At 43.6% G+C, this 15,082-nt stretch carries 14 protein-coding genes and 1 riboswitch; of the genes, 6 read left to right on the top strand and 8 right to left on the bottom strand.

Translation table 11 applies throughout. The annotated features are described in order from the left end of the window. Positions 1–32: 32 nt before the first annotated feature. From lon to galU, 3 genes are all read right to left on the bottom strand, one after another. Positions 33–2,453, bottom strand: a complete 2,421-nt coding sequence (gene lon / locus Q8P28_05965; protein MDP2682338.1) for an endopeptidase La — start codon at positions 2,451–2,453, stop codon at positions 33–35. Positions 2,454–2,536: 83 nt separating this feature from the next. After that, positions 2,537–2,989 (bottom strand): Hsp20/alpha crystallin family protein, encoded by a 453-nt coding sequence (locus Q8P28_05960; GenBank protein ID MDP2682337.1) that lies wholly within the window; start codon positions 2,987–2,989, stop codon positions 2,537–2,539. Between the two features lie 79 nt (positions 2,990–3,068). Further along, the gene (gene galU, locus Q8P28_05955) at positions 3,069–3,932 is read right to left on the bottom strand and encodes a UTP--glucose-1-phosphate uridylyltransferase GalU (GenBank protein MDP2682336.1); all 864 of its coding nucleotides are present in this window, start codon (positions 3,930–3,932) and stop codon (positions 3,069–3,071) included. A 184-nt stretch (positions 3,933–4,116) separates the two neighbouring features. Next, positions 4,117–4,209, top strand: a riboswitch (ZMP/ZTP riboswitch). Between the two features lie 110 nt (positions 4,210–4,319). Between galU and sucC the strand changes: the two genes are divergently transcribed. The 6 genes from sucC to Q8P28_05925 all read left to right on the top strand — a co-directional run bounded on the left by sucC (position 4,320) and on the right by Q8P28_05925 (position 9,573). Then, positions 4,320–5,489, top strand: a complete 1,170-nt coding sequence (gene sucC, locus Q8P28_05950; GenBank protein ID MDP2682335.1) for an ADP-forming succinate--CoA ligase subunit beta — start codon at positions 4,320–4,322, stop codon at positions 5,487–5,489. Positions 5,490–5,517: 28 nt separating this feature from the next. Next, positions 5,518–6,390 carry a succinate--CoA ligase subunit alpha gene (gene sucD / locus Q8P28_05945; protein MDP2682334.1) on the top strand — a complete coding sequence of 291 codons (873 nt, stop codon included), beginning with the start codon at positions 5,518–5,520 and terminating at the stop codon, positions 6,388–6,390. A 14-nt stretch (positions 6,391–6,404) separates the two neighbouring features. Continuing rightward, the gene (locus tag Q8P28_05940; GenBank protein ID MDP2682333.1) at positions 6,405–6,611 is read left to right on the top strand and encodes a 4Fe-4S binding protein; all 207 of its coding nucleotides are present in this window, start codon (positions 6,405–6,407) and stop codon (positions 6,609–6,611) included. Positions 6,612–6,702: 91 nt separating this feature from the next. Then, positions 6,703–7,905 carry a 2-oxoacid:acceptor oxidoreductase subunit alpha gene (locus Q8P28_05935; protein MDP2682332.1) on the top strand — a complete coding sequence of 401 codons (1,203 nt, stop codon included), beginning with the start codon at positions 6,703–6,705 and terminating at the stop codon, positions 7,903–7,905. 135 nt (positions 7,906–8,040) lie between these two features. Beyond that, entirely contained in the window at positions 8,041–8,904 is an 864-nt protein-coding gene (locus Q8P28_05930) for a 2-oxoacid:ferredoxin oxidoreductase subunit beta (protein MDP2682331.1), read from the top strand. Positions 8,905–9,024: 120 nt separating this feature from the next. Further along, a complete protein-coding gene (locus Q8P28_05925; protein MDP2682330.1) occupies positions 9,025–9,573 on the top strand; it encodes a 2-oxoacid:acceptor oxidoreductase family protein in 549 nt (182 codons plus the stop codon). Between the two features lie 15 nt (positions 9,574–9,588). On the opposite strand, the gene hisF is transcribed toward Q8P28_05925, so the two are convergent. From hisF to Q8P28_05900, 5 genes are all read right to left on the bottom strand, one after another. After that, positions 9,589–10,359 (bottom strand): imidazole glycerol phosphate synthase subunit HisF, encoded by a 771-nt coding sequence (hisF, locus tag Q8P28_05920; GenBank protein ID MDP2682329.1) that lies wholly within the window; start codon positions 10,357–10,359, stop codon positions 9,589–9,591. Positions 10,360–10,386: 27 nt separating this feature from the next. Continuing rightward, on the bottom strand, positions 10,387–10,803 hold the full coding sequence (locus tag Q8P28_05915; protein ID MDP2682328.1) for a single-stranded DNA-binding protein: 417 nt from the start codon (positions 10,801–10,803) through the stop codon (positions 10,387–10,389). Positions 10,804–10,837: 34 nt separating this feature from the next. Beyond that, a complete protein-coding gene (gene dnaN / locus Q8P28_05910; GenBank protein MDP2682327.1) occupies positions 10,838–11,938 on the bottom strand; it encodes a DNA polymerase III subunit beta in 1,101 nt (366 codons plus the stop codon). Positions 11,939–12,172: 234 nt separating this feature from the next. Beyond that, complete coding sequence (gene dnaA, locus Q8P28_05905; GenBank protein ID MDP2682326.1) at positions 12,173–13,519, bottom strand: chromosomal replication initiator protein DnaA; 1,347 nt, start codon at positions 13,517–13,519, stop codon at positions 12,173–12,175. Between the two features lie 193 nt (positions 13,520–13,712). Further along, positions 13,713–14,960 carry a Glu/Leu/Phe/Val dehydrogenase gene (locus Q8P28_05900; protein ID MDP2682325.1) on the bottom strand — a complete coding sequence of 416 codons (1,248 nt, stop codon included), beginning with the start codon at positions 14,958–14,960 and terminating at the stop codon, positions 13,713–13,715. Positions 14,961–15,082 lie beyond the last annotated feature (122 nt).

Below are 15,082 nucleotides of genomic sequence, written 5' to 3'. Positions count from 1 at the left end.
AGCAAATACAAATACTGTGAGCCATGAGCTATTCATCTTGCCACAGCAACATTTCTCTTGCCTATGGGACGAAGGGGCTTTTTAATTGCCTTAACCTTTTTCTTTAGCGCTATCTTCAGCACATCGTCCATATGCCTTACAAATATAAAATTCATCTTTTTCCGGATATCCTTTGGTATCTCCTCAATATCTTTTTTATTCCTCTCTGGCAATATAATGGTCCTTATTTTGGCCCGAAGCGCTGCCAGCGCCTTTTCCCTGATGCCGCCTATCGGCAGCACCCTTCCTCTCAGGGTAATCTCTCCTGTCATAGCGATGTCTTTGCTTACAGGGGTTTTTGTAAGCGTTGATATGAGGGCAGTTGCCATAGTAACACCGGCGGACGGTCCGTCCTTCGGTATTGCACCGGCAGGCACATGGATGTGTATGTCAATCTCTTTATAAAAATCTTCTGCAAGCCCAATGACCTTCGCCCTGCTCCTTGTATAGCTTAAGGCTGCGTGCGCCGACTCCTTCATTACCTCCCCGAGGTGGCCTGTAAGCGTAAGATTCCCTTTTCCTTTCATTGTTGTCGCCTCTATATAAAGGATTTCCCCTCCTACAGGCGTCCATGCAAGGCCTGTGGCAACGCCTATCTCATCCTCTTCCTGTTCCGTCTCCGGTATGAACTTAGGAATGCCAAGATATTCTTCAACTGTTTTTGCAGTAACAAGACTTTGCACCTTCTCACCCTCTGCAACCTTTCTGGCAACCTTTCTGCATACAGAGGCTATCTCCCTTTCCAGATTTCTTAAACCCGCCTCCTTTGTATACTGTGAGATTATCTTTTCAAGCGCATCGTCGGTTATCTCAAGGAGTTTTCTGTTTAAACCGTTTTCATTAAGCTGTCTCTCTATTATAAATTTCTTTACAATCTCAAGTTTTTCTTCCCCAGTATATCCTGCAAGCTCCAACACCTCCATCCTGTCTTTAAGCGCATCAGGGATTGGATCAAGGATGTTTGCTGTTGTTATGAACATAACCTTTGAAAGATCAAAGGGAAGATTCAGATAATGGTCGCTGAATGCATTGTTCTGCTCAGGGTCTAAAACCTCCAGAAGGGCTGAAGACGGGTCGCCCCTGAAATCCGTTCCTATCTTATCTATCTCATCCATCATAAATACAGGATTGTTTGTGCCTGCCTGCTTCATTCCCTGGATTATCCTTCCAGGCAGAGCGCCCACGTATGTTCTCCTGTGTCCCCTTATCTCAGCCTCGTCTTTTATCCCGCCTAGGGATATGCGCACAAATTTCCTGCCCATGGCCCTTGCTATTGATCTGCCCAATGAGGTTTTGCCAACGCCAGGCGGGCCGACAAAGCAAAGTATCGGACCTTTGCTCTTCTCTTGAAGTTTTCTTACCGCCAGATATTCAAGTATGCGCTCTTTAATCTTTTCAAGGTCATAGTGGTCTTCATCAAGGACATTCTTGGCCTTTTTAATTTCAAGCGTGTCCTTTGTTGATTTGCTCCACGGGAGTTCAACAAGCCAGTCAAGGTATGTCCTTATAATTGCGGACTCTGCCGCATCAGGGTGCATTGACTCAAGCCGGTCTGTCTGTTTTAATGTCTCTTTTTCAACATCAGGCGGCATCTTGGCTTTTTTTATCTTTTTTCTTATCTCATCAATCTCTTCGGTTATCTCCTCAAGTTCGCCAAGTTCGCTCTTTATGGCCCGCATCTGTTCTCTCAGATAGTATTCACGTTGGCTTTTATCCATTTCCTCTTTTGCCTGGGATTGTATCTTTACCTGTATAGTGGCAACATGGAGCTCTTTTACAAGGTATTCATTCACCCTTTCAAGCCGCTTTATAGGTTCTATTATTTCCAGGATAATCTGGGCATCTTCAACCTTGAGGCCGAGATTTGCAGCCACAATATCAGCTAATCTTCCTGGCTCATTTACGGTTTCTATTATCATCATAATTTCCGGAGATATTGTTTTGCCAAGCGAGGCAAGTTTTTCAAGCTGCTCCCTTACATTCCGCATCAGCGCCTCTACCTCAGGGGTTGGCTGAAGCACAGGGGCTTCTTTAACCTTTTCAATATTAACAATATAGCCGGGTTTTTCCTGGGTATACTCTTTTATAATTCCCCTCGCAAGCCCCTGAATAAGCACCTTTACACGGCCGTCAGGCAGTTTCAGCATCCTCATTACCATTCCAACTGTTCCTGTCTGATAGAGGTCATTTGGCCCCGGCTCCTCATTGGAAATATCCTTCTGCGTTGTCAGAAAGACAAGACGTTCCTTTGCAAGGGCCGAATCCACAGCATATATGGACTTTTCCCTTCCGACAAACAATGGGACTATCATAAAAGGAAATATTACTATATCCCTTATCGGCAGCAAGGGAAGGATATCAGGGATTTGAAGTTCTTCTCCCTTTTGTTCCTGTTTTTCTTTTTCGTCGGCCACTATGCCCCTCCAAATAATTGAGTTGATAGCTAATGGCTCATGGCTGATAGTAAAAACTATGAGCTATGAACCATGAGCTAATTTTATGATTCTATACTAATCTTTTTTGGAACCCCGCGCTTCTCTTCAATCCTCGGCAATGTAATGGTTAACAAGCCATCCCTGAATGCCGCCTTTATTCTGGTTGTGTCAACAGGAGATGGAATGTCTATAACCCTGAAGAAATTCCCAAAGCTTCTTTCCATACAGACAAAATTTATCTTTTTTTCGTCAAAGCACTCATACTTAAGGGCCTTAATAGTAACCTCATTGCGCAGGATAGAAACATCTATTTCTCCCTGCCTCACGCCCGGCAGCTCAATCTCAATTATTATGCTGTCTGATGTTGAAAGTATATCAACAACAGGGGTATGGTTTATAGCAGATTCACTATGCAGCCCGATATTTTCCGTCTCCTCATACAAGTATCGGAATATCATGCCAATGTCTTTAGAAATTGGCTGATCCATGACCTCTTTTTTAGGTATCTTTGCCACTTGCCGCTCCATTGGAAAAATGAAGATTGTAGATTTTAGATTTTAAATTTCCAATTTCCAATCTGCATTTTACAATTTGTTAGAGCCTAAGCCCTTTTAAAAATTTCTTAAATTCTTTTTTTATATTAGGGTTCTTTATCGCAAAGGATACATTGGCCTTTAAAAAACCGAGTTTATCGCCAGCATCATACCTGTCCCCTTCAAATTCGTATGCATATATGGGCTGTTTTTTGGAAAGCATTTTAAGCCCGTCAGTAAGTTGAACCTCTCCGCCCTTGCCTGTCTTTGTCTGTTCCAGCATGGCAAATATCTCAGGCATAAGGATATATCTGCCTATAATTGCCAGATTTGAAGGCGCATCTTTAGGGAGCGGTTTTTCTACCATGTCAATAACCTTGTAAATCCTCGGCCCTATCTTTTTTGCTTCTATGATGCCGTAATGATGCACATCTTTCATCGGAACCCGCTGAACCGCCAGAATAGTAGCCGGATATTGGCGGAAGACCTTAAGCATCTGTTTCATAACCGGAACATTTGCATCTATTACATCATCGCTTAAGAATACGGCAAATGGCTCCATGCCGACAAGATTTTTTGCGCAAAGGATAGCGTGTCCGAGCCCTAATGGTTTTTTCTGCCGTGTATAAGAGAAATGCGCCAGGTTAGATACCTCTTCGATCATCCTTAATATATCTGTCTTCTTTTTTTCCTTCAGGAGTATTTCTAATTCAAAGGTTACATCAAAGTGGTCTTCAATAGCGGTTTTGCCCATCCCGGTTACAATAATTATCTCTTCAAGCCCGGAATTTTTGGCCTCCTCAACAGAATACTGGATTAACGGCTTGTCTATAAGAGGCAGCATCTCCTTTGGGATCGCCTTTGTGGCAGGCAAAAATCTTGTCCCAAAACCAGCGGCAGGAAATACAGCCTTTCGTATCCTCATAATCCAATCACCATCTCTTTAAACTTTAATAGATGGGATAGTATGCCTTTTTCGTAAACAAGTCAATAATTTTCAGATGCGGTGTTAGCAGCAAGTAAACTGTCCTCCTTTGGGTTGACAAATTTCCGAAAATCGCTTGACAACAGCTTTTCTTGTGTTACCATACCTGTGCATAGTAGTAACCGGTTTTTTCCGCAACTGACGGAATAAAGGTGGCTACCACCGGGGAGCGGAAGAGGTTTTATTGAAAGACAAGCCGACCGTCTGGGCGATTAAGTTATGAGTTTTGAGTTCGGAGTTAGAAGTAAAAACACATACTCCGTACTACGAACTCCCAACTAAAATGGCCGGACGGTTTTTTTATTTTGTTGAGGAGGTCTCGTAAAAGTGAATATCCACGAATATCAGGCAAAAGAGATTTTGATAAAATATGGTGTTGCTGTGCCGAAGGGGAGGGTTGCGTGGACGCCTGATGAAGCAGAAGATATTGCCAAGAACTTCATGGGCGATAGGCTTTGCGTTGTAAAGGCGCAGATACACGCAGGCGGCAGGGGCAAGGCAGGCGGTGTGAAGCTTGCGAAGAATCATCAGGAGGCAAGGGAATTTGCAGAGGTGATGCTCGGCAAAAAATTGGTAACCCATCAGACAGGGCCTGAGGGCAAAAAGGTAAAAAAGGTTCTTATAGAAGAGGGCTGTCAGATAGCACGGGAACTTTATCTTGGGATTGTTGTTGACAGAGGCACACAGAGAGTTGTTGTTATGGCATCATCGGAAGGCGGGGTTGAGATAGAAGAGGTTGCAGTTAGGAGCCCTGAAAAAATTTTAAAGGAGTATGTTGACCCTGCTGTTGGTTTGCAGGCATTTCAGGCAAGGAAACTTGCATTCGGACTCAATATAGACAAGTCCATTGTGAATAAGGCTGTTAAATTTATGACCGGACTTTATCAGGCATTTGTTGATTCTGACGCATCAATGGCTGAGATAAACCCGCTTGTTATCACAAAGGACGGGAATATTATCGCATTGGACGCAAAGATGGGTTTTGACGATAACGGGCTTTTCAGGCACAAGGATATATATGATATGCGCGACCTGGATGAAGAAGACCCGAAAGAGGTGGATGCGTCACGGCACAGCCTTAATTATGTTGCGCTTGACGGCAACATAGGATGTATGGTAAATGGCGCTGGTCTTGCAATGGCGACAATGGACATCATAAAACTCTACGGCGGCATGCCTGCGAATTTTCTTGATGTGGGCGGCGGCGCAAACAAGGATCAGGTTACTGCGGCATTTAAGATTTTGATGTCAGATGAAAAGGTAAAGGCGGTTTTGATAAACATATTCGGCGGGATAATGAGATGCGATATAATCGCGGAGGGTGTGATAGCTGCCGCAAAAGAGGTTGGCATAAAGGTTCCGCTGGTTGTCCGTTTGCAGGGGACGAATGTGGATTTGGGCAGAAAGATTTTATCTGAATCAGGTTTAAATATTATAACTGCGGAAAAGATGGACGAGGCAGCGGAAAAGGTAGTACAAGCAGCAAAGACATTTTAAATAGTTTAAAGAGTTTAGCGGAGGCTTCATGAGCATCCTTGTAAATAAAAATACCAAGGTAATCTGTCAGGGAATAACCGGCGAACAGGGGCAATTTCACACAAGGCAGATGGTTCAATACGGCACAAAGATGGTGGGCGGCGTAACGCCGGGGAAAGGCGGCATGAATGTTGACGGTATTCCTGTTTTTGACACAGTGGATGAGGCAAGAAAAAAGACCGGCGCAAGCGCATCTGTAATATATGTGCCTGCGGCATTTGCGGCAGATGCGATAATGGAGGCGGTGGATGCAGGAATAGAGCTTGTGGTGTGCATAACAGAGGGGATACCTGTTCTGGATATGGTGAAGGTCAAAAGATTTATGGATGGCAGAAAATCCAGGCTTATCGGGCCAAATTGTCCGGGGGTTATAACCCCTGATGAATGTAAGATAGGCATCATGCCGGGCCATATACATAAAAAAGGGCGGGTCGGCGTTGTTTCAAAGAGCGGCACGCTTACTTATGAGGCTGTTGACCAGTTGACAAGATTGGGTTTGGGGCAGTCAACATGTGTTGGCATAGGCGGAGATCCTGTGAACGGCACTAATTTTATAGAAGCGCTTGAGATGTTTGAAAAGGATAAGGATACGGATGCCGTGATTATGATAGGCGAGATAGGCGGCACAGCAGAGGAAGAGGCTGCGGAATTTGTAAAGAGGAATGTTAAAAAGCCTGTGGTGGGCTATATCGCAGGCGTTACAGCGCCGAAGGGGAAGAGGATGGGACATGCAGGCGCGATAATATCGGGAGGCAAGGGAACTGCGGAGGAAAAGTTTGAGGCAATGATGAAGGCAGGGATAAAGGTTACAAAGACCCCTGCGGATATTGGGAAGACAATTATGGAGTTGTTAAAGAAATAAGAAGGAGGCAATAAATGGCTGAGGCGGCAAAAAAAATATGGCGTATAGAGATTAATGAAAAGTTCTGCAAGGGATGCGATATCTGTGTTGATTTTTGTCCGACCAATGTGTTAGAGATGAAAGGCACGGTTGTGGGAGTTAAAAATCTGGAGGCATGCACAGGTTGCCAGCTATGCGACTTAAGATGCCCTGACTTTGCAATCCGGGTCTTTCCAGCGTAAAGCTCGCAAAATGCAAAGTTAAGATTTTGAGCTTTAAGTTTTTCTCTTTACACTTTATGTTAAATTATACAAGCGCGATAGAGGAGAGTTTATGACCATAAAAAAAGGCAAACAGAGGAAATTTATACAGGGTAATGAGGCATGCGTAGAGGGTGCACTTTATGCAGGATGCAGATTTTATGCAGGTTACCCAATTACACCGTCCACTGAGATTATGGAGGTTATGGCTGCAAAGCTCCCAAAGATGGGCGGCGTATTTATTCAGATGGAAGATGAGATTGCAAGCGTATCCGCAATTGTCGGGGCTGCGCTTGGCGGCCTAAAGTCAATGACAGCGACATCGGGCCCCGGTTTTTCTCTTATGCAGGAAGGCATCGGCTATGCGTGCATGGCTGAGGTACCGTGCGTCATCGTAGATGTTATGAGGAGCGGTCCGTCCACAGGTTATCCAACAGGTCCAAGCCAGTCTGATGTAATGCAGGCAAAATGGGGAACCCACGGCGACCATCCTGCCATTACCCTTAGCCCTTCTTCCGTGCAGGAAGCGCTGCATGAAACCATAAGGGCATTTAACCTGTCTGAGATCTACAGGACGCCTGTGCTGATATTATATGACGAGGTCATAGGTCACATGAGAGAGGCTGTTACCCTTCCTGAGCCTGGAGAGATAGAGGTGATTGAAAGGGCAAAGCCAACCTGTCCTCCTTCAGAATACAAATCTTATGAAGTAAAAAACGGCAAGGTTGCGCCGCTGGCTGCTTACGGCGAAGGTTACAGGTTCCATATTACAGCGCTTTATCATGCGCCGGACGGCTTTCCCAGCGGCAATACAAAGCTTATCCAGGAATCCAACGAAAGACTTGTAAAAAAGGTATACGATAACAGAGAGACTATCTGGAAGAATGAGGAGTTTTATCTTGACGACGCGGAGATTGGGGTCTTTGCATACGGTGTGTGCGCAAAGAGCGCAAAGTTTGCCGTTAAGGAGCTCAGGAGCAAAGGCATTAAGGCAGGGCTTTTAAGGCCATTAACCCTCTGGCCGTTCCCTGATGATGCAGTAGAGGAGATGGCAAAACAGGTGAAGACCATTATAGTGCCGGAGATGAACCTTGGCCAGATTGTACATGAGGTGCAGCGCGCATCCAGGGGCAGATGCGAGGTAAGAGGCATATTCAGGGTTGATACAGACCCGATTCACCCGAAGCAGATAATGAACGCCATTCTTGGCAAGCCGGTTGATGCGACAGTGATTCCCGCTGATGTGATGGTTGCAAGGGATATGATAGACGGGTAAACGACATTCTATGAATGTCTAATTGTAAATTGAAGATTGCAAATTGCAAAATTAAGGTTTTTTAAATTTTGAAATTTACACTTTGCACTTTGCATTTTGCATTTTGCATTGGAGCAAAGCGACATGGAGGATACAATGTCTACACAGGCTGCAATAGCAACAGTTCCTTATAAAGAGAAAAAACCCTTTGATTATAGTTCTTATATGAGAAAAGGCAAGCTTCCGCATTTATGGTGTCCTGGATGTGGGCACGGAATAGTGATGAAGAGCCTTTTAAGGGCTATCCATGCAACAGGCATTCCGCAGGACGACATTGCCATGGTCTCCGGCATAGGCTGCTCCAGCAGGACGCCGGGCTATTTGGATTTCAACACACTCCATACCCTTCACGGAAGGGCCATTGCTTATGCAACAGGGCTTAAATTGGTAAAGCCAAAACTTAAAGTGATTATAACAACCGGAGATGGAGATGCATTGGCTATCGGAGGGAATCATTTCATCCATGCATGCAGAAGGAATATGGATATGGTTATTCTGGTTTACAATAATTATATCTATGGTATGACCAGCGGACAGTCTTCGCCAACAACCCCTCAGGGCATGATAGCAACGACAGCAAAATACGGAAGCATTGAGCCGACATTTGACACATGTAATCTTGCAAAGGCTGCAGGCGCAACATTTGTGGCAAGGGGGACTGCGTATCACTGCCAGGAGCTTGAAAAGACAATCTATGACGCTATCATGCACAAAGGCACGGCAGTGGTGGATATCCTTGATTCCTGCCCAACCTATTACGGAAGATTTAACAAAATGAAGAGCGCATCTGAGATGATGGAGAAGGTTGAGAAAGAAGGGACTGTTTCTGTGGCTCAAGCAGCTAAAATGACCCCGGAGCAGCTACAGGGAAAACTTTTGAGAGGGGTTTTGCATAAAACAGAGAGACCGGAATATTGCGAGGAATATGAGAAGTTAATGGCAAAGGCGCAGGGGAAGTAAGCGATATTCTATGAATGTCTAATTGTAAATTGAAGATTGCAAATTGTAAAATTAAGGTTTTTTAAATTTGAAATTTACACTTTGCATTTTGCATTGGAGCAAAGCGACATGGAGGTTATAATGGGACAGAGATATGAAATGAGATTCAGCGGTTTAGGCGGCCAGGGTATAATTCTGGCTGGTATTATAATGGCAGAGGCCGCATCAATATACGGCGGCAAGAACGCTTCGCAGAGCCAGTCATACGGCCCTGAGTCAAGGGGCGGCGCATCCAAGAGTGAGGTTATAATAAGCGATGAGGAGATAGATTACCCAAAGGCAACCAGCATTGATGCCATGCTTGCCATGACACAGGAGGCATGCACAAAATACTATAAGGACATAAAGGACGGCGGCATACTGCTTGTGGATTCAGACGAGGTAAAGAATATTCCCTCCGGAAATTTCAAGGCCTACTCTTTTCCTATAACGACTATTGCAAGGAATGAACTTGGCAAAACCATAGTTGCCAATATAATTGCTTTGGGTATGATAACCGAGATTACAAAGATTATCTCCCACGAGGCGCTTGAAAGGGCGGTACTCGCACGGGTTCCTGCCGCATTTCTTGATTTGAATAAAAAAGCCCTTCAGATTGGTTTTGATAAAGCAAAAGGATTTAAGGTATAACAGGAAAAGATTTCTTTAATATTCTTCTCTTATATTTATCCCCTTTTCTTTAAGAAATCTTTTTGTCTGCGGGATGGTGAACTCGCCGAAGTGGAATATAGAGGCTGCAAGCACAGCATCTGCCTTTCCCTCTTTAAATGCGGTGTAAAGATGCTCAAGGCTGCCTGCGCCGCCTGATGCAATAACAGGTATGCCAACTTTCTCTGATATGCTTGATGTGAGAGCTATGTCGTATCCCTCCTTTGTGCCATCCCTGTCCATGCTGGTCAAGAGTATCTCGCCTGCGCCAAGCACTTCCACCCTCTTTGCCCAGGAAACCGCGTCAAGCCCGCTGTCTTTTCTTCCGCCGTTGGTATAGACGTCCCATGCTGGCACAAGCGCCTCTCTCCTCTTTGCGTCAATGGCAACAACAATACATTGGCTTCCAAACCTTTCAGACGCCTTTTTTACAAACTCCGGGTCTTCTACGGCTGTGGTATTGATTGACACCTTATCCGCGCCTGCCCGAAGTAAGGTTTTTATATCCTCCAGTGTCCTTATGCCGCCGCCAACTGTGAGCGGCATAGAAACCTCTGTGGCTGTCCTTTCAACAATGTCAATAATAATGTTTCTTTTTTCATAGGATGCGGTTATGTCCAGAAAGACCATCTCGTCCGCCCCTTGTTCTTCATATGCCTTGGCACATTCTACAGGGTCTCCTGCATCCTTAAGCTGAACAAAACTTATACCCTTTACGACTCGGCCGTCTTTTACATCAAGACAGGGTATTATACGTTTGGCGAGCATAATTTCCCATCTCCTAAACTCATCAACTTAAAAAGGAACATCCTCATCCATATGAGGTGGTTCTGAAACAACAGCATTTTCATCGGTAACCGTTGCGCCCTTTAATGAGGCATCTGCTTTGCCGAGCATCTGCATGGTGTTGGCGACAATCTCTGTCATATATTTTTTATTGCCGTCCTTATCGTCCCAACTTCTTGTCTGTATCCTGCCCTCGATATAGACTTGTTTGCCCTTTACAAGGTATTCGCCGCATATCTCCGCCAATTTACCAAAAGTAACAATATTATGCCATTCGGTCTTATCCTGTTTTTTGCCGTCTTTATCTTTCCACTGTTCTTTTGTGGCTATACTGAACTTTGCTATTGCCAGACCTTCCGGGGTGTATTTTATTTCAGGGTCTTTGCCAAGATTTCCTATTAACATTGCCTTGTTAAGACTTGCCATATATCCTCCCTGTTTTTTAGGTATAACGTATTGCTTAAATTCTCATGGGCATGATAACATACACATAACCATTTGGGATGGCTGATTTCAACATGGCCGGACTTTCACGGTCTTTAAGCTCAAGGACAATTTCATCCCCTCCAATAACCCCTAAAGCCTCCATCATATATGTGGCATTAAAACCAATCTCCAACCCATCGTTCTTATAGTCCACACCTATCTCTTCCCTTGCCTCCCCGACATCAGGATTATTAGAAGAAAGCTCCAACTTTCCTTTTGACAAACCGAATTTAACACCTCTTCCCTTTTCCATAGAGAGCAGGGAAACCCTTCTTAAAGAACTTAAAAAATCCACTCTCCCCAATTTTACCTTACTGTCGTTACCCTTTGGTATAACCTGTTTATAATCAGGGAATTCTCCATCTATAAGTCGTATAACTAAAACAGTAGAGTCTTTTTTCACAATCATACTATTAACTGTAAAGGCCAAGGAGAAAGCCCCCTCCACTGCGTCATCAAGGAATTTCTTTAACTCTAAAATTCCCTTTCGCGGCAGTATAACCCCTTTATTAAGCTCCGGCCACTCACTGTTTTTTTCTATTACAGCCAGGCGGTGGCCGTCTGTTGCCACCATTCTTATCTTTGTCCCATCTTTTTCCACAAACACACCGTTTATATTATATCGTGTCTCATCTGTGGAAGAGGCAAAGACCGTCTTTTCTATCATTTCCTTTAATGTTTCCGGCGCCGCTCTAAAAAACCCTCCTTCGTCATAAACAGGAAAAGATGGAAATTCTTCTACAGGCAGACCAACTATATTAAATTTAGCCTTTCCACTTTTTATGGTTATTTTTCCGCCGTCTTCATCTGCTATATCTATTTTGTCTTCCGGGGCCTCTTTTATTATTTCAAAAAGTTTTCTTGCGTTTATTGTCGCATTCCCCTCTTTTATTACCACTACATCGCATAAATCTTTAATTGACACTTCAAGATCGGTTGCCATTATTTCAATCTTTCCATGCTGTGCCTTTATTAGTATATTGGCTAATATTGGCATAGTATTCCTTTTTTCAACGATTCCCTGAACCCGCTGAAGCGCTTTTAAAAATATAGGTTTTTCAATTTGAAATTTCATAATAAGTCTCCTTTTGTTTTTATATCTTTATTAAATATATTTAAATTAGTAGTAGTTATAGAGCAGCCATTTTTGTGGAAAAAAACATAAGTATATAAAATTTATTAACAATCCACCACTATTAATATATGGAAAACAATAAAACTTATCAACAAAAACACAACCAATAAAACATTATTATAAAAAAACAAACTTAAATCCACAATAAAACACCACCATTTCCACAATTTATTATCATTTATTTATAATATCTTTTATAGAACGGACAACCCTTCTCTGCTCAGGGTCTTTTTCTATTAGCTTTTTTATCCTATTGACGGCATGGATAACTGTGGAATGATCTTTATTACCAAAGGCGGTTCCTATCTCAGGGAATGAAGATTTACAACACTCCCTTGCAAAATACATTGCTATTTGTCTCGGCACAACAAAATTTCTCAGTCTTCTTTTGGATTTTAGGTCAGCCACACTTATATTAAAAAATGAAGCCACAGCCTTTTGAACCATGTCAATAGTTATAACCTTTATTTTATTGTCCTTCATTATATCTTTGAGAGTATCCTTAACCATAGACAGAGTAATCTCTTTGCTTGATAATGAAGATACCGCGATTGTCCTGGCAAGATAACCCTCTAACTCCCTGATATTGGAGCTGCCAAGAGATGCCAAAAAACGGGTGACATCATCAGGAAGGACGACGGATTCCAACACTGCTTTTTTTTGCAGAATGGCCATTTTTGTTTCCATATCAGGGGGCTGGATATCAACAATTAAACCCATCTCAAAACGGCTCCTGAGCCTTTCCTCCAGGCCATCAAGATCTTTCGGGTATTTATCGCTGGTAATTACAATTTGCTTATGTGCCTCATAGAGGGCGTTAAAGGTATGAAAGAATTCCTCCTGGGTTCTCCCCTTGCCTCCTGCCCAAAACTGGACATCATCTATAAGGAGGAGATCTGACCGCCTGAACCTATTTCTAAAATCATCCATCTTACCGCGCTGCATCGCGCTTACAAACTCATTCATAAATCCTTCAGATGTATAGTAGCATATCTTGGTGGAGTTAGTTCTTTGAAGGACATTATGTCCAATAGCCTGGAGGAGATGAGTTTTCCCCAACCCAACCCCGCCGTATACAAAAAGAGGATTATATTTATTGGAAAATTGATTAGCCACAGCAGTACACGCTGCGTGGGCAAGTTGATTATCTTTTCCCACAACAAAATTTTCAAAGGTATAATACGGGTTAAAACCTGTGTTTGTCAGAACTCTTTCAGCGACAGCAGATGTTTGTGAAAGGGCGGTTGAAACAGGTATGGAGGTACGTTGCGTCGATACTTTTCCTATACGCCATACGATAGAATATTCCCTCTGACTTGTTTTTGTAATGGCCTCTTGTATAAGAGGGAGATAATGGTCCTTCAGCCATTCCAGAAAAAAGCGGTTGGGAACCTCCAATTCTAAAGAGGTTTCATTGATACCTGCTACACTTATAGGCTTAAACCATGTATTAAAATGCTGACCGGGTATTTGGCCCTTAACAGCCTCAAGACATTTTTTCCAGATGTCAATTGTACTCATAGTAAAAACACCCAAAGAAAATTACCCACAACATTATCAACACCTGTTGATAACTACCTGCCATTGGTACCCCCCGATAGATTCTGTCGGGGGCAATCAGGGGCAAGTTTAGTGAAGAAGAAGATGACAAATTTAGCAGAGTTATTTTAACTTTTCAAGAGGTATTTTATCATCTGTATTTTGTCAACGTGAATCAGGGATACAAACCTCTTACCGCGCTGGCTTCAGCTACCCGGCCAACCCCCAGAATCATTGCAGCCGTTCGCATATCTACTTTTTTATCCTGAGATATTGCCAGCACATGTTTAAAGGCTTTAATCATAATCCCATCTAATTTTTTTTGTATCTCGTCTTCCTGCCAAAAAAACCGTTGTATATCCTGTACCCATTCAAAGTATGAGACAACAACGCCTCCAGCATTGGCCAAGATATCGGGGAGTATAAACACACCCTTTTCATTCAGTACTGTATCTGCCTCCCGGGTTGTCGGGTCATTAGCGCCTTCTGCAATGATTTTGGCTTTAACATTGTTTGCATTTTTTGAGTTTATCTGGCCTTCCAGTGCAGCAGGGATCAGCACATCGCACTTAAGGCCGACCAACTCATCCACAGAAATCTCATCTGCGCCTTTGAAGCCCGCAAGATATTTTTTATCAGACTTATGTTTTTTCACAGCGTTTATATCCAGTCCCTTGGGATTATAGATAGCGGCTTTGGAATCTGCTAGGCCCACTATGCGCATCCCCTTTTCATATAGTATGTCTGCTGCTGCTGCTCCCACATTGCCAAAGCCTATTATAGAAATTGTAAGACCTGTCTGCGGAAGCCCAAGATGTTTGACAGCCTCCAGCAGCACAGTTACAAGACCCTGGGAGGTGGCGGTCTTTCTACCCAGAGAGCCTCCGATACAAACAGGTTTTCCTGTAACAACACCCGGCACAGAGTATCCTTTTATTGTGCTGTAGGTATCCATTATCCATGCCATTACCTGTTCGTTTGTATACATATCAGGCGCGGGTATGTCAGACTCAGGACCTATCAGCATCGCTATTTCGTATGTATACCTGCGGGTCAAATGTTTTATCTCGTCGCGGCTCATTTTTGTGGTGTCGCAGGCAACGCCGCCTTTAGCGCCCCCGAACGGTACGTCTACAACCGCGCATTTCCATGTCATAAGCGCAGCAAGGGTTATTATTTCATTTAGCGTAACATTAGGATGGTATCTTATACCGCCTTTGGCAGGGCCTCTGGCAGTGTTATAATGCACCCTGTAGCCTTCAAAATATCTGACCTCTCCATTGTCCATCCTAACAGGGAGGGAGACTATCAGAGAACGTCGGGGGCAGCGCAGCCTGTTGTAGATTGCGGGGGGGAGATTGAGATGTTTATTTACCTTCTCAAGTCTGTCCAGAACTTCTTGAAAGGAATTATTATTGGTCATTCATACCTCCAGTGGTGAATTTAACCCCTATCCATTTCCTGGGGCGATTGTTTAAGAGCGATGATTATATCTCTGTTATCTGCACATCGCTAATCTTACTGAAATCAGTCCCTTTAGGCAAG

The sequence above is a fragment of the Deltaproteobacteria bacterium genome (assembly GCA_030690165.1).
Taxonomy (GTDB): domain Bacteria; phylum Desulfobacterota; class GWC2-55-46; order UBA9637; family UBA9637; genus JACRNJ01.
Note: the sequence above shows the minus strand (reverse complement) of the source record. Positions and strands in the feature narration are given on the sequence as shown.